Origin of the sequence: Pseudoalteromonas rubra (assembly GCF_001482385.1) — a bacterium.
In the GTDB taxonomy this organism is placed as follows: domain Bacteria; phylum Pseudomonadota; class Gammaproteobacteria; order Enterobacterales; family Alteromonadaceae; genus Pseudoalteromonas; species Pseudoalteromonas ardens.
This window is the reverse complement of sequence record NZ_CP013612.1, coordinates 494,062-514,966: the sequence shown is the minus strand read 5'-3', so window position 1 is coordinate 514,966 and position 20,905 is coordinate 494,062. Positions and strand designations below refer to the sequence as shown.

General features: G+C 48.2%; 15 protein-coding genes. 4 read left to right on the top strand and 11 right to left on the bottom strand.

All coding sequences use genetic code 11. The features are described 5' to 3' along the window. Positions 1-9: 9 nt before the first annotated feature. The 6 genes from AT705_RS21390 to AT705_RS21365 form a co-directional block, all read right to left on the bottom strand. The gene (locus AT705_RS21390) at positions 10-2,967 is read right to left on the bottom strand and encodes a TonB-dependent receptor (RefSeq protein WP_058798381.1); all 2,958 of its coding nucleotides are present in this window, start codon (positions 2,965-2,967) and stop codon (positions 10-12) included. 62 nt (positions 2,968-3,029) lie between these two features. Continuing rightward, positions 3,030-5,690, bottom strand: a complete 2,661-nt coding sequence (locus tag AT705_RS21385) for a glycoside hydrolase family 16 protein (protein WP_058798380.1) — start codon at positions 5,688-5,690, stop codon at positions 3,030-3,032. Positions 5,691-6,130: 440 nt separating this feature from the next. Continuing rightward, positions 6,131-6,970: a LytR/AlgR family response regulator transcription factor gene (locus AT705_RS21380; protein WP_058798379.1), complete on the bottom strand. Its 840-nt coding sequence runs from the start codon at positions 6,968-6,970 to the stop codon at positions 6,131-6,133. Continuing rightward, a complete protein-coding gene (locus tag AT705_RS21375) occupies positions 6,967-8,082 on the bottom strand; it encodes a sensor histidine kinase (protein WP_058798378.1) in 1,116 nt (371 codons plus the stop codon). Before AT705_RS21375 ends, AT705_RS21380 begins: the two co-directional genes overlap by 4 nt. Positions 8,083-8,233: 151 nt before the next feature. Continuing rightward, positions 8,234-9,601, bottom strand: coding sequence for a leucyl aminopeptidase family protein (locus AT705_RS21370; protein WP_058798377.1), 1,368 nt, complete (start codon positions 9,599-9,601; stop codon positions 8,234-8,236). A 114-nt stretch (positions 9,602-9,715) separates the two neighbouring features. Further along, positions 9,716-10,096, bottom strand: coding sequence for a hypothetical protein (locus tag AT705_RS21365; RefSeq protein WP_040645637.1), 381 nt, complete (start codon positions 10,094-10,096; stop codon positions 9,716-9,718). A 446-nt stretch (positions 10,097-10,542) separates the two neighbouring features. Between AT705_RS21365 and AT705_RS21360 the strand changes: the two genes are divergently transcribed. Both AT705_RS21360 and AT705_RS21355 read left to right on the top strand, forming a co-directional pair. Further along, positions 10,543-13,203 carry a TonB-dependent receptor plug domain-containing protein gene (locus AT705_RS21360; protein WP_058798376.1) on the top strand — a complete coding sequence of 887 codons (2,661 nt, stop codon included), beginning with the start codon at positions 10,543-10,545 and terminating at the stop codon, positions 13,201-13,203. 92 nt (positions 13,204-13,295) lie between these two features. After that, entirely contained in the window at positions 13,296-14,741 is a 1,446-nt protein-coding gene (locus tag AT705_RS21355; RefSeq protein ID WP_058798375.1) for a tetratricopeptide repeat-containing sulfotransferase family protein, read from the top strand. On the opposite strand, the gene AT705_RS21350 is transcribed toward AT705_RS21355, so the two are convergent. Then, positions 14,742-15,647 (bottom strand): alpha/beta fold hydrolase, encoded by a 906-nt coding sequence (locus tag AT705_RS21350; RefSeq protein WP_058798374.1) that lies wholly within the window; start codon positions 15,645-15,647, stop codon positions 14,742-14,744. Between the two features lie 152 nt (positions 15,648-15,799). Between AT705_RS21350 and rlmF the strand changes: the two genes are divergently transcribed. Next, a complete protein-coding gene (rlmF, locus tag AT705_RS21345; protein WP_058798373.1) occupies positions 15,800-16,666 on the top strand; it encodes a 23S rRNA (adenine(1618)-N(6))-methyltransferase RlmF in 867 nt (288 codons plus the stop codon). A gap of 12 nt (positions 16,667-16,678) precedes the next feature. Here the strand turns inward: rlmF and AT705_RS21340 are convergent, their stop codons facing one another. The 4 genes from AT705_RS21340 to AT705_RS21325 form a co-directional block, all read right to left on the bottom strand. Beyond that, on the bottom strand, positions 16,679-17,260 hold the full coding sequence (locus AT705_RS21340; RefSeq protein WP_010380985.1) for a thymidine kinase: 582 nt from the start codon (positions 17,258-17,260) through the stop codon (positions 16,679-16,681). 63 nt (positions 17,261-17,323) lie between these two features. Continuing rightward, a complete protein-coding gene (locus AT705_RS21335; protein WP_167552016.1) occupies positions 17,324-18,139 on the bottom strand; it encodes a transporter substrate-binding domain-containing protein in 816 nt (271 codons plus the stop codon). Positions 18,140-18,227: 88 nt separating this feature from the next. Further along, positions 18,228-18,692, bottom strand: coding sequence for a methylated-DNA--[protein]-cysteine S-methyltransferase (locus AT705_RS21330; protein WP_058798371.1), 465 nt, complete (start codon positions 18,690-18,692; stop codon positions 18,228-18,230). Between the two features lie 26 nt (positions 18,693-18,718). Continuing rightward, a complete protein-coding gene (locus AT705_RS21325) occupies positions 18,719-20,077 on the bottom strand; it encodes an AlkA N-terminal domain-containing protein (RefSeq protein WP_058798370.1) in 1,359 nt (452 codons plus the stop codon). Positions 20,078-20,432: 355 nt separating this feature from the next. Between AT705_RS21325 and bfr the strand changes: the two genes are divergently transcribed. Beyond that, a complete protein-coding gene (gene bfr, locus AT705_RS21320) occupies positions 20,433-20,903 on the top strand; it encodes a bacterioferritin (RefSeq protein ID WP_010380979.1) in 471 nt (156 codons plus the stop codon). Positions 20,904-20,905: the final 2 nt, after the last annotated feature.

Sequence of the window (20,905 nt, the reverse complement as noted above, 5' to 3'; positions counted from 1 at the left end):
GATTCAGAATTAATTAAACTTATATCGGAAGCCCAGTGCATACCTGGGGCCGTATTGGCGGGCGAACAGGAATTGACGTTCATAACGACCAAAGCCCTGCTCGGTTTCATCATTGAGGTTCACGCCCTCGAAGAACACCGTCAGCTGCTCTGTCATATCGTAGTTGACGCTCATATCCCATTGACCAAAGGCCTTGGCAAATTGCGGCGGGTTATCAGAAGACCCCTGATCCTGGCCGACTCCGATCAGGTACTCATCACGCCAGGCATATGTCAGCTTCACAGACAGTCCGTCAAGCTCATAAAACACCTGAAAGTTTGCAGAATCACTTAGCCCGGTAAGCGGGGTTTGTTGCTCCAGACTGGCAACATCGAACTCCACATCACCATTTACAAATGTCGCGTTCACCCCGACGCCAAATCCGGTTTCGCCGAACAGGTGCTGCACAGCCACTTCAAAGCCATCAACTGACTTGGTATCGGGCGCATTGAATGGCCGTGTAAAATCCCACACTATCAAAGGATCATCGGCGTTTGGTGTAATATAGCCCTGCTCATTGAGGGTTGCGCCATTGGCCTGCATCTGAGCAAAAATGGCATCGTTCGTGGCCTGCTCACCCCGGCTTTCAATATCCGCAACAGCTTGCAACCACCTGGGCCCCTGATAGATGTCGTTAAAGCCTTCAACAGTCGTTGAGTTTATCTGACTGCCAATGAAGTTTTTCACCGACTTATCAAAGTAACCAATGGCTGCGTAACTGCCTTCGGCATAATAATACTCGAGGCTAAGGTCAAAGTTCGTGGACTCAAATGGTTGTAAATTGGTATTGCCTTCGCTGGCATTACGAGAGCCAATTTTAGGGCTGTTTGACAGACTCCGCCCGCCAACCAGATCCCCCAGAGGTGCCCGCGAAATGGTTTTGCCCCAGGACATTCGGGCAACCAGCTCATCAGTCACATCCACGCGTAAGTCCACCATTGGCAGAACCACATCATGTTCGCCCTCCACGGTAAAGAAGGCATCGCCATCAGGCACGTACTGGGTATGCCACTCACTGCCGCCTTTCCACCAGACAGCAGTCGGCGTAGGCTGGAAGGTGTTGCTGGTCACATCGGTTTGCTCGTAACGAACACCAGCGTTTATCTGCACCGGATAGCTAGCAACCTCAAATTCCCAGAAACCTGACACGTAAATACTGCTGGTTTCTTCGGTCACGCTCTCACGCGATACCGTTCCCATGTCGTGATATGCCGTAGTCGCAAAATAATCATTTCCACCGAGTAATTCATTGGTCAAGAAGGCTTCGGAGCGAGCGGCAACTTCATCGAAGTCAAAGGTATAGTAATAGTGTGGCTGTAACGCACTGCCACCACCATCGAATGCATTTAAAAAGTCACTCGTGTCATGTTGGGTAAACATGCCATCGGGGAATAATTCCGGCCAGGCAGGATTAAACAGGAACCCACCTATCAGGCCACTCCAGGCATTCGATCCGCTCATTTCCTGCTCTGTGCGTGCCACACCAAATTTTATGTTCACCAGAGCCCAACGGTCACTCAGATTTTCCCAGACACCATCTAATTGTAACTGCTCGACGGTTGCTTTGCCCGGTGAGTGTACAAACTGGCTAAAGTGAGAATCGATTTCACTGGCTGCCAGCTCATTGGTGCCATTTCGCCACAGAATTTCAGCGTGCGGGATCTCTCCGCTACGAAAATCGTAGCGCTTGGTCGTTAGCTGATCAGAGCCCAGTACCAGCGTGCCTTCACTACCCAGGCCGGCGTCTGCGCCATTATCGGTTTCACTTTGAGAATCGTGATAGTCCAGGCTCAGACTCAGAGCATCACTGGCTTGCCATTGAATATTAAAACCAACTGAGCGCTCTTTCACTTCGGTGGTTGAACGTGAGGCGCTAAAAGACCCGTCGTTACCACTGATATCGGCATACACAACGGTGCCGTTCTCATCCAGTTCATAGCCGCTGATATTACCGCCGTAGTCGTTCCACATCCCCCAGGAAATCGCATTCTTACCGGTAACAGACTTAGTTCCGGTATAATCCAGCGTCATCACTATGTCATCGTTGGGCGCATACTGGAAAACAACCTGACCGTTGGTTCGCTCACGCTGTAAATCACTTATCTGATAATTCATATCCCGAGGGAAAAAATAGTCACCTGCGGGCACCCCTTGATCATTTAAAGGGCGATTGTCAGTGACGCTGTCTGCTTCAAGGTTAGCTGGTAAATCGACATTCGCCTGCCAGCCCTGGATATTGGCACTTTGCTGCTGAAAATCACGGCGGTGGTGGTTGACGGTAAAGCCAAACCCGACTGTGCCATCCAAAAATGCATTGGAGTACAAAGCTGAGATCTCTGGCGTAACGTCATCGCCTGCGACATTTGAAGAATCGTGGATTGCTTTCGCTGAAAACGACATATTCTCAGCACCACTATCCAGAGGACGAGCAGTGACAATATTCACCGTCGCACCTAATCCGCCTGTCGGATTGTCAGCACGTGCTGTTTTATAGACTTCGAGTGCCGAAACCCCATCGGATGACAGGTTTTCAAAATTATAAGAGCGGCTGTTACCCGTTCCCGGCATTTGTCTGCCATTGAGCGTTACCAGATTAAAGTCCGGGCCGAAGCCACGTACGGTGATCTGACTGCCTTCACCATTGCTGCGACTCACTGCCACACCGGTAATGCGCTTTAGAGACTCCGCAAGATTGGTGTCTGGGAATTTGCCCATTTCTTCTGCTGAAATCGCATCCACCACGCCTGACATATCTCGTTTGACGTTCATAGAGCGGATCAAACTCCCCTTGATGCCGCGAATTTCAATGACCTCGGGCGTTTTCTCAGCAGCATGCGACGCGGCTTCCTCAGCCTGTACTATAGAAGTACCAAGTACCGCACCGATCAGAATCGCGACATGTGATAGTTTATAATTTACTGTATTCATAATGACCTGCTTGAATAATTTTCGCTGTCTGGACGTGGCAATCCCACGCCATCGGTTTGGTTTTATTGCGCTGTGATCATCACATTATCGAGCCGGTATACAGCTCCTTCGCCCTGCCCCCAGGCCGGGTAAATCATGATGATGTCAATGCCGCTGATGTTCACCCCACCATCCTGCAGTGTCTGAAGTGGGAAGGTATAGGTCTGCCACTGGCCAACCTGAGGTGCCGCAGCCTCCAGACTGTCGGTCAGATTAAGCTCCAGTGCAAAACTGGCATCCAGCGCTTCTATCTTAAACTTCCAGGGTGCGCTGCTATCATTGGGTGCTGTCACTACTTTGAGATCAAACTGAACCGAGCCATTCTCCAGATAGGGGGATGCATCAAGATAGTGGTCGTCTTCAGCAAACAGCCCCATAACAGTAGGCTCACCGCCAACTTTAAATTCCGCTACCATGCCCTGAGTCATATCGTCATTTTCAAGCGTGGGGGTGGAGCCGCCACAACAATCCCACAGCGACCATTTGGCTTTAACGTCATCGGCAAATAACACTTCACCGACAAAGTCATCCGCCTGATTCGGATCGTAAATTTTCACGTTATCTATGCGGTATATCGCGCCAGCCCCCTGGCCCCAGCTGGGAAAAACCATTAATACGTCAACCGCACTGATGTCCAGGCCAGCTGCCACCAGATCCGTTAAAGTAAATGTATAAGTTTGCCACTGGCCAACCTCGGGAGCTGTTTGCTGAATACTCTTATCCAGGGTCAGTTCAGCAGCACTTTCTGCGTCCACTGATTCAGCTTTGAAGAACCAGGCTGCAGTGGCGTCTTGTGGCGCACTCACCACCTTCATATCAAACTCGATTACGCCGTTAGACAGGATAGAGGAGGCATCAAATGGTGCCGCGCTCATCCCTTCGGCTGAAATAAACTCTTGTCGGGAAATAAACCCCATCACCGTTGCTGTATCACCGATCACAAACTCTGCAACATTGCCGTGCGCATCATCGTCTAGCTCAACCGTAGGTAAAGAACCGCCACAACAATCCCACATTGGCCAGGCAGGATTTTCGGTCTCTTCAAACACCACCAATGCGGTGGTTGTGTCTGGTGTCACAATCGCAACATCTGTGACGCGATAAACTGCGCCTTCGCCACTGCCCCATGCCGGAAAAATAAGCAATGCATCAATACTGCTGATGTCCAACCCCTGCTCTGCCAACATCTGTAGGGGGAAAGTAAAAGTTTGCCATTGTTCAACCGCCGGCAGTACCCCTTCTACGCTTTCAGACAAAGCCAGCTCAACCGCTTTTTCTCCGTTTGCGCTTTCAATTTTTAGCATCCAGGACGCCTCTGAATTCGCAGGCGCAGCAGTCACTTTCAAATCGAAACGCACGACGCCGGACTCAATCAACGAAGAGGCATCGAACGGGCTGGGACTACCGCCAGCATCAGACGCCATCGGATCTCGAGAGATAAACCCATTGACCGTAGGCTCACTGCCCACGCTAAACTCTACCGCCATGCCAGCTGTGTCATCCTCGACTAAAGCGGGCACGCTGCCGCCACAGCAATCCCACGCTGGCCAGTCTTTATTAAGCTCACCGTCAAAGATTTGCAGACTATCCCCTGAAGTCGCAGGCGGCGGTGGGCTGGGCGCTTTACCTTCAACCAGTGCATCATCCAGTGAATCCCATCCAGCGCGGATCGTTTCGCAGCCTTTGCCTGTTTGCGGGTTTTGCTGACATTGATAGACCCGGACATAATCCACTTCGAAGGTTTGCCCATTTGCAAAAGCACCAGCATCGACGCCCGTTTCATTAACCGCTTCAGGCCAATTGCCGCCAACAGCCAGGTTCAGAATAAGATAAAAATTTTGATCAAACGGTGCACTGTCCCAGTGTGTTACCAGCTCACCACTACCCTGATCATGGTACTCGGCGAACCACCCCCGGTGTTTCAGACTAAATACGTTGCCACTACTGTCATACAGGGGCTCTGACTGTCGCTGTGTAGCATAAAGGTAATCATCAACATACCAGCGTATCTCTCCTTCTTGCCATTCCACCGCATAGGTATGAAAGTCGTCGGCCGGGTTAACACCATCCGGTAAGCTATGCGCTTTACCAGAGTGAACGTTGTCAGGCCAATCCTTACCATAATGTAAGGTCCCGTAGACATGAGCCTCAGGCATGCCATCCGCATCTTGTGCTTTGAGGTTCACCGCTTCAACTATGTCAATCTCGCCAGATTTGGGCCAGCCACCATAGACTTCATCAGTTGGCAGCATCCAAAATGCCGGCCAGCTGCCCTGCCCGCTGGGAAACTTTGCCCGCATTTCAAAGCGGCCATATTTAAAATCCGCTTTATGTTTTGTAATAAGGCGCGCAGATGTATAAGGCTTTTCAGCACCTTCCGTAGCGCGAAGCGCGACTATTTTCAATGTCCCATCGCTGACATACGAATTGACCGAATCATCTGTGTAGCATTGACGTTCTTCATTTCCGCCACCCAGGCAGTTCACTTCGTGCGTCCAGTTTTGAGTATTGATTTGTGTCTCATCAAACTCATCTTGCCAGACGAGTTGCCAGTCAGAGACCGGTGTCTGAGGATCCGTTTTGCTCAGATCAGTGTTGGTTTCAGCGTCGCCGCCACAGCCAGTTAAACCAGCTATCGCAAGCAAGACACCAAGACTGGTGAAGGATTTTGCAACTTTTATCATAATGTATGTTCCAACTAATCGAACCGATTGTTGTGTAGCGCGGACGTGTTCTTTTTACAGTCTGGCACAGAGCCGCTGTACTTGTTATTTGCAATCAATCACACTCAGGTGCAGTCAGTTGCAATGTCCGTACTACCAAGAATGAGCAGCGAACCGGAGACCAATTCGGTCTGCTCCTGAGGCTATCCTGTTAAATTAACCTGAATGTTACAATGGAAACGCGCCATCACGGGCAGCTGTTGCGACACAAGAACGTGGGCCACAATAGTGCACGACAAAGCGATACAAAAATAAGATGAAAGGTTAGCCTTTTGTTTTCCTTGGCTTTTGGAGGGGAACGGGTACATATATATTGCACCAAACCTTGTAGCCGTTGCACCAGAAGAGGTAATGCTTCTTGCTCCCGACTGATATTTCTTCTATGTACTTACGCGAACTAATTAGCTCAACGTTTTCTTTTTAGCAACAAACTGATGTAATGCCTGACTATAGTTACGACTGACTTTGAGTTCTACCTGCCCTTTAAGCGTCACCAGACTCTCGTTATTTCGCATAGGTTTAATCGCGGTGACATAACTTAAGTTAACTATGGTCGACTTGTGGATCCGGGCAAACTGGGTTTCATCCAGCAAAGTCTGCAACTTTTTCATGGTAATGCGCAGGACATGGGTTTCTGACTCAGTATGCACGCACATGTAATCACCGGCTGCGTCAATCCAGCGGATCGTGTCCATCGGTACAAAGACCTGTTCATTATCACTGTTTTTAATAACCAGCTCTCTATCCTGCATTGCAGGCAACGGGCTGTCCGTTTCCAGCCAGGATTCTAACTCAGCCACATCCAACCCAGAAGTTTTGGTCAGTGCCTGTAGCAAGCGATATTTTTCCTGCTCAGCCTGACGAGGCTTTCGACGTTCTAGGATCCGGGTCACCGTTTTTTGCAACCGACCCAGGTTCGCGGGCTTCAAAACATAGTCAATGGCATTAAGCTCAAAGGCTTCGAGGGCGTAGTCACTATAAGCACTGACAAAAACCACCATAGGCAAGACATCGGCCTGTATCGCCTGAACCACTTCAATGCCATTAAGCCCGGGCAACTGTAAGTCCAAAAACAGCACGTCCGGACTCAATTCATGGCACAAGCGGATCGCATCATCACCATTTTCGGCCTGACCAATCACTTCTATTTCGGGGATTTTAGCCAGCCTGAGACTCAGCCCCTCCAGCGCAAGGGGTTCATCGTCCACTATGATGGCGCTCAGTGGTTTTGTCATGGTCATTCAACCTCGTATGGCAGCACTAAGGTCACGGTATTCCCCCCGGCTGTATTTTTATTCAAAGACACGGTGAAATTACCGTTATACATCACATCCAGTCTGGTTTTAGCATTGTTTAGTCCTATGCCAAACCCTTTTACAGCCGCCTCATCTGAGCCTGTGCCGCAGTCTGAAATCATTATAATAAGATGCTGTGTATGCCGCTTTGCCGATATCGTAATCTCTCCACCCTGTTTACTTGGCTCGATAGCATACTTAATGGCATTCTCAACAACAGGCTGGCATAACATATTCGGCACCAATGCCTTCTGCGCTTGCGGTTCAATCTCATAGCGCACCGACAGCCGGTGTCCAAAACGGACTTTCTCGATCGCCAGATACAACTCAATCAACTGAATTTCCTCTTTTAACGGGATCCTGCTGCCTTGCGTGGCCTCGAGTGAGTGACGGAAAAAGTCACACAGCTTATCAAGCATTTCTGATGCCGCGTCGTTATCCTGTTTCAGGATCAGCGTTGAGATGGCATTCATCGTATTAAACATAAAGTGCGGATTAAGCTGATAACGCAGCATTTGTAACTGTGCATCCTTGGCCTGAGTCTGCGCTCTTAGCAAGCGTTCATGCTCTTTTTGTAATCGACTGTTATACAGCATGATAAAAAATATCGAAGTCCAGACAAACATAGTAGTCAAAGAGAACAGCAACCAGCCACCAAACTCCAGCATGGTCCAGGCCTCGTTCCAGCGCTGGTCGTGTACGATAACTTTATAGCTGGCGAGTTTAATAACGTTATAGATAAGTCCCAGCAAGGCAGCAGAGAGAAAACTGATAACCAGGGTACGCTGCAAGGGCTGATGAATGATTTTGCGAATAAAAAGCCACTGCACCAAGGAGAGCATGAAGCCGCTAAGACTTTCGACCCCCAGGTTTATGATCTGTCCGGCCAGATTAAAACCGGACGCATCAAACTGAGGCTGAATGATTGCCAGAAACACCACAGCGGCATAGCCGAGCCATCCAGCAATTTGCAAACTCCAAAACTGTTTCGATAAATGTGGTAGCGCTGATGATTCAGGTTCAAGCGGTGCCAGTTCAGATTTTTGAGGTGAAAACACGGACAAAATGGTACTCAGAATAAGGGCATAACCTTCGATACTCTAAGACTTTTTAAAATTATAGCAACTGAGCCTGACTGTTTTCCCCGTTTGGAAACACTAAAAAGGGCCACTACGGCCCTTTTATCACTTTGACATTAGTCAGAATAAATTACGACGCGTACCGCTGCTCTAGATACGCAAAGGTCGCTCTGAGGCCAAGCCCTTCGCCGCCCACAGGTCTGCCAGGTAAGGCGCGTATGTTCCACGCCATCACATCAAAGTGCACCCAAGGAGTCTGTTCAGGCTCGACAAACTCTTTCAAATACAATGCAGCGGTGATTGAACCGCCAAATGGCGTAGAACCACAATTTGCCATATCTGCAACGTCGCTCTTAAACAGGGCCTTGTATTGCTCGAACAAAGGTAGCTGCCAGATTGGATCCTGAAGCGCATTACCTTGAGCAATCATACCATTGGCCACTTCCTGATCTGTGCTATAAAAGCCCGGCAACTCAGTTCCCAGCGCAATCCGGCATGCACCTGTCAAAGTGGCGAAATCAATCAACAGATCCGGCTCATCCGCTTGTGCTTCTGCCAGTGCATCACACAGTACCAGGCGACCCTCGGCATCCGTGTTGTCAATTTCAACTGTCAGGCCTTTGCGCGTCTGGACCACATCGCCCGGACGAAATGCATTGCGCGACACGGCATTCTCAACCGCTGGGATCAATACCCGCAGACGCACCGGTAAACCAGCCGCCATAATCATATGCGCCAGGCCCAGCACATGAGCAGCCCCACCCATGTCTTTTTTCATGTTACGCATGCCGGAGGCCGGTTTAAGATCCAGACCACCCGAGTCAAAGCAGACACCTTTACCGACCAAAGTTAGCTTGGGTGCATGTTCATCACCCCAGCTCAAATCCAGCAGGCGTGGCTTGTTTTCACTTGCTCTGCCAACCATATGAATCGTTGGATAGTTGTGTTCCAGTAATTCATCACCGACGACTTGAGTAAACTGTGCACCAAATTGCGCTGCCATCTCTGCACAGATCTCTGCCATATGTTGCGGCATCATGTCCGCCGCAGGCGTGTTGACCAAATCTCTGACCAGATAAATGGCATCAGCTTGATCCTGCAATTTCTTCAACATGGTTTCTGACTCAATCGCCAGCTTTGCACTTGGCGCAGACGCTTTCTTGTACGCATCAAACGTATATGCACCTAACAGGTAACCAAGCGCAGCCTGTTCAACAAATGCCTCATCACCTTGCAGTTGATATGTGCCTTGCGGTAACTGAGCAGGTAAATCGCCAGCCAGCCACATATCATCCAGTGAATCGACTAGGCTCAGTACAGCCTGAATTTCGCCGTTTTGAACGTCTGGGATCAGTAAAGTTTTTTGCGTTTTCTGTCTGGTCGCCAGCGTGATGCTTTTGGCTTGTGGCGCATTTTCCTCTAGCCATTCGCTAAGCTGGTTTTCCTTAATAAAATGTACCGGTATTCCTTGTGATGAGTGAACAAGTAAATTACTCATACGTGCCTCTTGAATTACATAAACCTGACAAGAGAATACCAAGGTGGGAAAAATATTTCACTCACTGGATGCACAAAGCACAGTAATAAAGTGGGAACAGCTATCTGTCGATTCTTAGTCAGCTGATTTGTCGGAGTTTTTAGGCTTTTTTCCCAAAGAAAACGAGCTGGGTAACACGTCAACCCCTAACCACTGGCCGAGCTTCACAATCAGCGGAATGGTAATGGGCGCAAAAGGCAATAAAGCAAACACCCCAAGACCCAGCCCTTTTAAAATATCAAAAAACTGCTGATTTGCCGCCGCCAGCTCTTGCTTAGACACACCACCCTGAGGGTATCGCTTATAAATATCCAGCATCTCTCGGGTTTCTTGCTTTTCCTGAGCCAACGCTATTTTCAACCCAACCAAGGCGCGCCTGAGCCTGATTTGCTGACGCTTCTTGCTGATCCTTGCAACTCGAATGGGCGCTTTGTGCACTACTTTAATTAATCGCATTAACATACTTGGGAAATCTTAGTATTGCCAATACTAGCAGAAATAAAAACGAGACGTTAGCCTACATACGTCTGACCAACAGCCCCTCACCGATTAGTCGAATACCCGCTTGACGATAACAAATGAGCGAGTTAGATGAAGAATACAACAGTTCACATTTTAAACATTTCAACAAACAATCGCGCTGGAGTGCACAATAATGACATTTTGGTGAACATATCTCATGCTGACATGTACCTTAAAAACCCCCAAAAAAACACTATTTTTTGTACCACAAACAAAAAGTTATTGAAAAATTTGACCTAGTAAAATTCACTGCTACCTTTAAAGGTGCAGTGAACATATTTGCAATTATCTTTAATAACCAGTACACATTAGGTTAATATAAAGTGCGCAATTTGTGTATATTGTAAGAAATGACAACATATAATAACTGGGGAAACAGGATGAAACTACAGAAAAACGCGTTAAGTCGTGCGATTAATTTTGCATTAGCGTCAACAGCAACAATGGGGTTGGCGGTAACCAGCGTACAGGCAGAAGAGGCCGATGCTGGAGCCGAAAACAAAAAAATTGAAAAAATCGCTGTGGTGGGCTCACGTGCTGCACCACGCTCGGTTGGTGACTCTCCCGTTCCCATCGATATCATTGGTGGCGATGAGATAAGCAAGGCCGGTGGCGACGACATGCTGGAATTATTGAAAGGGTCCGTTCCTTCTCTCAACGTTCACGCCAACCCAATCAGTGACGCAGCCAGCTTGGTCCGTCCCGCAAACCTGCGAGGCCTGCCAGCAGACTCTACTCTAATCTTACTCAACGGTAAGCGCCGTCACCGCTCTTCCGTGATCGCCTTCCTAGGCGGTGGTATCAACGATGGTGCTCAGGGCCCGGATATTTCCGTAATCCCCAGCATTGCGCTCAAACAAGTGGAAGTACTGCGTGATGGTGCTGCGGCACAATATGGTTCAGACGCCATTGCCGGGGTACTGAACTTTGTACTTAAGGATGCTTCAGAAGGCGGCAGCGTTTCCGTCAAACAAGGCCAATATTATGAAGGCGACGGCGACACAACAACCATCGAAGGTAACATAGGTCTGCCCTTTACTGACCAAGGTTTTGCTAACTTAAGCTTCCAATACAAAGAAGCCGATCCAACCAGCCGTAGTGTTCAACGCCCTGATGCGCAAGCATTTATAGATGCGGGCTTACAAGGTGTTAGAGACCCGGCTCAGGTTTGGGGGGCACCAGAAATTAAAGACGACATCACACTGTTTGGTAATGTTGGTCTTGAACTGACCAATGACTCTCAGTTTTACATGTTTGGTAACTACTCTGAGCGCGATGTGAAGGGCGGGTTCTATTATCGTAATCCAACAACGCGTCCGGGTGTATACGGCGGTGTGATCCGTAATGTCGACGGTGCTCCTGCACGACGTCACCTGACAGACGAAGCGCAACAAGCAGCCTGGGATGCAGCAAACCCAACGGTACTAGTCGGTTCATTGGATGGCTATGACCAACAGCTGAACTGCCCAGTGGTTGAAATCCAGGCCAATGGTCTGCCGGATCAAGCGGCATTAGATTCACTTGCAGCTGCCAACTGTTTTGCATTTAACAATATCCTGCCAGCAGGTTTTACGCCTTTCTTTGGCGGCAACATTACAGATACTTCTTTGACCATTGGTACCAAAGGGGAATTCACTGATGGCTTCCTCAAAGGCGCCTACTACGATTTCAGTGGCTCGGTTGGCCGTAATGAATCACGCTACTTTATAACTAACACGGTCAACGCGTCGTTGGGTCCAGACACGCCAATGGAGTTTAGCCCGGGTAAGTACATTCAGCTTGAGAAGAACTTTAACGCCGACTTCTCTAAAGGGTATGACTTTGACCTGGCCTACGATGTTAACGTCGCGGTTGGTTTTGAATGGCACGAAGAAACCTTTGAAGTGATTCCTGGTGATGAAGCCTCATTCATCGCAGGGCCATTAACGACCCAAGGGTTTGGTATCGGTTCAAATGGTTTCCCTGGCTTCCAGCCTTCAGCTGGTGGGGAATTTTCGCGTCGTAACTACGCAGCTTACGTCGATATTGAAACGCCATTCACCGAAGAATTTTTAATGGGTTGGGCACTGCGCTTCGAAGATTATGACTCATTCGGCTCTACTACCAATTACAAAGTGACCTGGCAATATCATGTTACTGAAGACATTGCATTACGTGGCTCTGTTAGCTCGGGCTTCCGTGCTCCAACAGTCGGCCAGGCAAACGTGAGTAACGTACAAACCAACCTGAGTAGTGGTGTATTGGTTGACTCGGCACTGCTGCCACCTACTAACCCAGTTTCCCAAATTCTGGGCGGTACCGAACTTCAGCCTGAAGAGTCACAGAGTTACACATTCGGTGGTGTTTATCAATCAGGTGACTGGTTCCTGACGATTGACTACTACAACATTAAGGTAGAAGACCGTCTGAGTCAGTCGAATAAGATTGATTTGACCCTGGCACAAAAAGAAGCTTTGAAAGCAGATGGCGTACCTAACGTCGACAGCATCGCGCAAGTGTCCTTCTTTACCAATGACTTCGATACCACAACTCAGGGTGTTGACGTTGTTGCTAACTACTCTATGGACCTGCTAGGCGGCTTTGCCACTTTCAGTGCTGCGTATAACTGGAATGAAACTGAAGTTGACGAGTTCTCTGTCATCACAGGTGATTTCAAGGTAGCCCGTCTTGAGAAAGACTTGCCACAGCACCGAGCGACCTATACCTGGACGCAACAATGGGAAGAATTCTCAGGCTTCCTGCGTTACAACTACTATGGCGAATACCAGGGTGTACACGTCGACTATGATGCAACTGCTATCATGGCTGACCCAACATTCACATTCGATGCCGAGTTGACATACTTTGCAACTGAAAATATTAGCCTGACGGTCGGTGCTAACAACATCTTCGACCAGGATGCTGAGAAAGTGGTCGACTTCCTGGAAGATGGCAACACAGAGCTTACGCCTTCAAACACTTGGGGCGGTATCTACTACGAAACCTCTCCATTTGGCATTAACGGTGGCTTCTACTACGTAAAAGCAACATACACCTTCTAACGACTTACTGTAACCCAGAAACAAAGGGGGAAGTAGCTATAGCTATTTCCCCTTTTTATTTCTATCATGTATAAAAAACTATTTATAACCACATGTTACTGCTAGAAAGAGCCTCCGAATTACTCGAAGAAAACCGGCTTCGCGAAGCCGAGTTTATGTTCAAACAAGTGCTTAAACAGAATCCAAAAAACGGCAAGGCCCTGTTTGGCCTTGGCAGGATCTGTATGCGGCTCGAACAATACGATAACGCCATCTATTATCTGAAACGCGCCTGTGAACACTTACCTAAAATGCTCGATCCGCTCTATGCGCTGGCTGATGCGTTTGTCGCGGTTGGCTCACCCGTTGATGCAAAAACAGTACTTGAATACACCCTGAGTGTTGCCAGGCATAACGCCCAGGCTCACTATCATTTAGGGCAGTTTTATCTCGACTATGGATTTATCGACAACGCACGGAATGTGTTTCATGCTGGCTTATCTTGCCCTCATTCCGCCATTACGGTTTTCATGCTCCACGAATTAATCAAGCTCACAGAGGGCGAAAAGCTAACCGAGTATTTGGCACTGCTCGATACACTTAATGCAGACCTGGATAACCCCAGAATACACATTGTGGTTCATTACGCTAAAGCACATGCCTATGAAAAGCTCACAGATATTGATGCAGCTTTCGCACATTACCAGCAAGCCAATGCGGCTCAGCATGCGCTCTGTGACTTTCATACCTCTGCCATGCAGCCCTTTTTTGAGTATTTGAAAAGCAGTTTTGATGAGGCATTTTTTTCAAGACCGCCAGATAAAGTCAGGGCAACGTTTACCCCCGTCTTTATCGTTGGCCTGCCTCGGACTGGCTCCACTTTGCTGGAACAAATGTTGATCCAGCACTCTCAAGTAGGCTCTATGGGCGAAAGTACGGTCATTAGTGACGATATTGTGCCTTATCTGAGCATGCGCAACGAAGCGCCATTTCCGGATTGCACCAAAACACTGAGTACCTCGATGCTCGACCATTGCCGTAATTTATACGTCGATGAAATAAAACGCCATCGAGTTGCAGAAGAAGCCGTGATCAACAAGTTGCCTGCCAATTTCCAGAATATTGGCCTGATCTACAAAATGTTCCCGGACGCCCGCTTTATCCATATGACCCGGGACTTTATGCCAAATGCCTGGTCCGTGTATAGCAATCACTTTGCTGAAGATGAGCCCTACTTCTGCTCTTTACAAGAGTATCAGTTATATAGCGATTTGACCGATGACGTGATGACGCACTTTAAGACGATGCTCCCACGCAACATCCACACTATGAGCTACGAAAAATTGCTTGAGGAACCGGAGCGGGAGATCCGCAAGGCACTTAACTTTATGTATCAAAAGTACGAGCCTGAATGTATGGAGTTCTATAAAAGCCACAAGGTTGTGTCAACACTGAGTAAAGCTCAGGTGCGCAAGCCACTGAATACGGCGCCCCTGGTAAACTGGAAAAAGTTCGAAGCACAGATGAAAAAAGAGCTGGCCCAGCCCGACCCGCATTAATCAGATATGTCCGTACCGTTCGAACCAGGCCAGTAGATCGGAAAACTGGTCGTGATGCGCGGCGCTGTGCGTAAGCATATTGATATGATCGTAATCATACTGGTGACCATAGCGCCTGCCATACACAGTAATCTCCTGAGTGCCCGTTCCCGACTCAGCCATAAACTGCCTGATGTCTACTGGCTGTGCCAGTGCTTTGTCTTTGACGCCCGCAATATGTAATGTCGGAGGCAGTGCCTTGTCTTTTAATGCCGCAGCGTAATCAAAGCCGTCATCGCTATCTACCCAGGGTCGGCGTTTCGCCCACTGCACACTCTGAGCATGAGATTTACGTGTTTCATTATCAGAGCCCCACTTTAGCTGGCGAGCAGGCAGGTAACCATGCTTTCTGACCTGCCAGAATGCCAGCGTATACCAGATCACATTAGCCTTGAGCAGCTTTTCTGGGTGCCGATTATAGAGGCTCCTTTTAGTGCCAAAGTAAACACAGGCACTGATATGTTCTATCTCTTCAGGAAACCTTGCTAGAACACTGTTCAACAACACCCCACCCCAGGAGTGCGCAACCCAGAACTGAGGCCGCTTACCGGTCATTGCCGTGATGTGCGCAAGAATAGCGGGAATATCTTCAACAATCGATTCTGTCTGACCGTGCTTATCCCCTTTGCTGATGGCAGGTTTACTTCCCCCTCTGCCTCGCAAATCCGCCACAAAACACTGATAGCCCTGTTCGGCCAGAAAAGGGGCAAGGCCTTTATTACTTTGGGTGTAAAAGATCTTGCCATTTTCAACAGCACCATGGATAAGCAACACAGTAGGGCCCATTTTCTGTTGCTGATAAATATGGCGAAGATGCAGCTGATACCCTTCCCCAACAGGCACATAAAGCGAGTTTTGTATGATCATATCTGATTGTTACGTGATTTTTTAAACTCATCGTACCAGCAGCATTCAACCGTCGCAAGCTGGCTCATTCGATCTTTGCAGGGAAAGAAGCAGCGCAAAACGCATAATTTCGATATAATGGCGTATCAATGAAGTAAGATAACAATCATTCAATGCACCCCAGAAATAAACACCAACAGGGCTATGACTTCGCCCGTCTTTGCCAGGTAAATCCGGCACTCACGCAACACCTGCGCAACAACCCGCATGGTGACGACACCATAGACTTTAGCGATCGCGTTGCAGTAGTTGCATTGAATCAGGCACTGCTTGCCAGCGACTATGGGGTCAAACTCTGGCAATTACCAGAACCATTTTTGTGCCCGCCCGTCCCTGGCCGGGCTGATTATATTCATGCGCTAGCAGATTTACTGGCCGATGAAAATCAGGGCGAAATCCCAACCGGGAAGCAGATCCGTTGCCTCGACATTGGTACTGGTGCGAACCTGATTTACCCGCTGATTGGGCAAGCTGAATATGGCTGGCAGTTTACCGGCTCTGACATCAACCCGATGGCCGTTTCGGTGGCACAAACCATCGCGAAAGCGAATGGGCTGGGGATTAAAATAAAACAGCAAAAAGATCAGCAGGCCATTTTTCATGGGATCATTAACGTAAAAGATACCTACCATCTGACGATGTGTAATCCGCCTTTTCATGAGAGTGAGCAGGCAGCCCAAGCAGGAACAGCACGAAAGTGGCGTAATCTGGGCAAATCCCAAAAAACCGGACAGTTAAATTTTGGCGGTCATGCACCTGAACTATGGTGTCCGGGCGGTGAACTGGCGTTCATTAAGTCGATGATCCACGAAAGCCAGGATTTTGCAGGTCAGGTTGGCTGGTTCACTTCACTCGTATCGAAAAAAGACAATCTGCCGGCCTTGAAAAAAGCCCTGCAAGCGGTCAAAGCAAGCGAAGTAAAAGTCATTGATATGCACCAGGGTCAAAAAGTCAGCCGCTTTATCGCCTGGTGTTTTTAGTTAAGTATGAGCTCAAAGTCTATTGAGCTCAGCCTTATAGTGCTTTCTGCAGACCGACACGTAACGGTCATTTCCGCCAATCTCAACCTGGGCACCATCAGCAATTGCATTTCCGGCCGCATCCAGTCGCAGAACATGGTTCGCCTTGCGACCACAATGGCAGACCGTTTTCAATTCGATCAGCTTGTCCGCCCAGGCCAGCAGATACTGGGCACCTTCGAACAGCTCTCCACGGAAATCGGTTCTGAGCCCGTAGCACAATACCGGGATCCCTAACAAATCAACCACATCGGTTAGCTGAGAGACTTGCTGTTTATTCAAAAACTGACTCTCGTCGACCAAAATACAATCCAGCGCTTGCTTATCATGCGACTGGTTGATTAGGTGCAACAGATCCGTTGCTGGCTCGTACGTATGTGCATCTGCTTCAAGCCCGATACGAGATGCGACCTTACCAACGCCGGCACGGTCATCGAGTGCAGCGGTCAGGATAAACGGATTCATACCCCGCTCACGATAATTAAATGCAGATTGCAATAATGTGGTGGATTTTCCGGCGTTCATCGCCGAATAATAAAAATAAAGTTGCGCCATATGCTCGTATCTGCCGCTAAAAAATTCGCGATAGTCTACCCAAACTCAGACAATTAAGCCAGCCTAGTCAAATACCTGCCATGGCACTTTTGTTGGGGTTCGACTACTGCCTTGCGAATCACCTGGATAGCTTTGGCGATTAATGTACGCAATGTAGATATGGTGCAGTTCAGAGGTACTTAACATAGACCATAAGGCTTTTGCTGTTGGCGCATGCAGCGCTTTAAATTGCTTCGAAAACGTCAGGTAACCAAAGCTGATGTCCAACGGCGGATAAACCGCAGCAAGTTGTCGTCGATAAGGAAAGGCTTCGACCGCCTTACCATCTACCTGGCACAAGCCAAATGTGCCATGTACCTTGCCCTTGAGTACTAACTCAAACGCATCACTTTGTGAATCAGTGTTCAGGATAGTGTACTTATCGCTACCTACTGAGTCGGCAACTGAATACCCTCTTGGCACAGCCAGATTGATAGGATAACTGCGTTCGTGAATCGCGGTTTTTAGTTGTGTCATGCCGACCAGACAAGTACCGAATCGGCTAATAGAACTCAGCGTGTCGGGGGAACCATCTTCATTCAGCGGATAAGACAAAAAGGCCTGCCGTGCTTGGCGGTAACTGGCAATCACAGCATCAACACGATTGCGTTTTATTTCGTACAAGCAACGTTGCCAGGGTTTGCGTACAAACTTAAACTGTACGCCCTCTACCTGGGTTTCAAGGTGTCTGAGTATCTCAATGGTTGCGCCTGGGTTTTCCTGTGGCACGTCAAACCCGTTACCCAGGAAAAATGGCGGAATATGTTTATCTTCGTAACACAGTCTGATGGATACTTTCGCAGCAGCTTGGCAACAAACAAACAAAAATATCAACGACATTACAGTCAATCGCATTAAAACAGGACTTTAGGTCGGGCTTTCTCTTAGTATATAACTCACCGTAGAGCTTGGCTATGAACAGCCTACATTACTGGGGAATTTTTATCCCTTCATGGGCTAAAAGCCAGGATTTACGTTCCAATCCGCCGGCATATCCCGTCAACTTTCCGTTTGCGCCAATAATGCGATGACATGGTACGATAATGCTGATTGGGTTTTTGCCATTGGCAGCCCCGACAGCCCGGACAGCTTTCGGATTACCAAGTCTGGCTGCCATCCAACCATAAGTATTTATTTCGCCATAAGGGATTTCTCGCAGCAGTTGCCACACAGCTTGTTGAAAAGGCGTGCCCTGCGTATCCAGAGCAACATCAAACTCACTCCGTTGCCCGGCAAAATACTCGGTTAACTGAGTGCAGGTGCGCTTAAGATGCTCATTGGTCCCCTCTGAGTACACAGATTTAGGCGCGAAGCCAACATAACTCAACCCCTTATCAGTTGCCTGTAATGTAATATCGCCAACCGGACTGGCCAGATAGGTTTGAATAGTCATAAATTACTCCCTGAATAAACGTCTCGTTATTTTATTTGCTGCCATAGCTGAAAAGTCAGATAGCTTCTAAATGGCGCACAGCCAGGCTCATCTATCTGCCCGACCTTATCAATGGCTTTTTGCACTCCGAGATCCCCGCCCAAATAAATATCCGGCGCACTCAGTCCCCGCATGCTTGCATAGTCCACAGTCCAGGGACCTATTCCTTTAATTGCCAGCCAGGATTCTGGTGTGCAATCTGGATTGTCCACATGATGCTGCGCTAGGGCTATTATTGCCTGCTTACGGCGTTCAGGCATTTTAAAAAACGACAGGTCAGATGACGCAATAACGTCTGCTGAGGGAAATTGATACCTGCCATTTTTCTGCTTTTCTCCCAGCTGTTCAACTAGCTGGATCATTAGGTTCCTGGCAGCCGTAACACTGATTTGCTGCCCTAAAACAGCGCGTATTCCCGCTTCAAAAGGAGTCCAGATCCCAGGTAATCTCAGCCCGTCCTGAAGCCTAATGTCACTACAATGTTGCTGTAAATGCGTGTTGATAAACGCGGCGTCCGCATCTAAATCCAATACCCGGCGGATATTATTGACCACCAAAGGTAATCCTTTAAGATCGCTGATCTCAATCGTTACTCTGAAGCGGTTCTGAGACTCCTCATAATGCGCCGTAAAGCAACCTTGATAATCGCCCAATCTATAATTACGCCCGTAAGATGTGTCATCTAACCACTCCAGAGGCGTCACCAAACGATGCGCTAAAAACTCGCACATCGCCTGCCAATTGTAAGGGGGACGAAAGGCCATCATTAATTCAACCTGCTGACTCACTTCAGCACCGTGACGTAAGCTGGATGGCGTAATCTGATAAAGCCGACTGAATGCGTCGTTAAAACGACGCTGCGAGTTAAACCCACAGGCATACGCAACCTGGGTAATCGGTAAGGCTGTTTGCTGCAACAACTGCTTTGCTAAGTCACACTGTTTAAACAGCGCATATTTTTTGGGCGCTATACCATAATACTGTTGAAACAGTTTAGTCAGGTATCGTGTCGTAATTCCCAATTTGTCGGCCAATTGAGTCACACTTGCACTGCCCAAAAAACCACCGTCAATCAATCTTTTCGCTCTGACAGCTGTAGTTTGAGTGCCTAGCCAGGCATAACTACCAGGCGCACTGTCTGGTCGACAACGAATGCAAGGTCTAAACCCTGCCTGTGCCGCACAATGTGCATGTTGGTAATACTGCACATTGTGCTCTTTTGCTGCCGGGGCCGGACATATCGGGCGACAATATATACCCGTACTCTTGACCGCAACATAAAATAAACCATCAAACCGTGCATCCCGGCTCTGTCGTGCCCTGGCACAAACTTCTGAAGAAAACATACATCAACTCTTCTATGTGACTCAGACTCAGTGTAAAACCAGTCATGCAACGGTACTGGCCATATTCGGAACCCAATAAAAAATACCCACGGGTTATACCCCTATTATGCGCGTATTAGCGTCATATGAGTAGAGATGACCGGGTACTAAATCCCCTTGACCTCTACCAGAAACTCACTATGGCTTGATAAACCCACTGTCCTATTGCATCTGATTGCTATTTAAAGTCCAAAAACTGAACTGAAATGAGAATAATAATCAGTTGTTAATATATTGATTTATATAGATTTTTTATTGACATGAAATTATATACACGTACACTGGCGTCAATTTAGAACGAATTGAGGTGACACTTATGCAAGGCAAGCAACAGGTAATTGATGCATTTAACGCACTACTGGCTAATGAACTCGCAGCCATTGATCAGTACTTTATTCATTCCCGCATGTATGACGACTGGGGTTTGAACAAACTTTATGAGCGTCTTAATCACGAAATGGAAGAAGAAACCACTCACGCAGACTGGTTAATCAAGCGTATCTTGTTCCTTGAAGGTGTCCCTAACATGACTAAACGCCGCGATCTGCTCATAGGTAGCGACGTAAAATCTATGATGGAAAACGATCTTAAGCTGGAACTGGAAGTGGTAGAAAGCGTTAAACAGGCCATCAAGATCTGCGAACAGGAGCAAGACTATCAATCACGTGCTGTCCTCGAAAAGCTGCTGTTTGATACCGAAGAAGATCATGTTTACTGGTTAGAGCAACAAATCGGTCTTATCGACAAAATCGGTATTCAAAACTATCTGCAATCTCAGCTGGCGTAAGG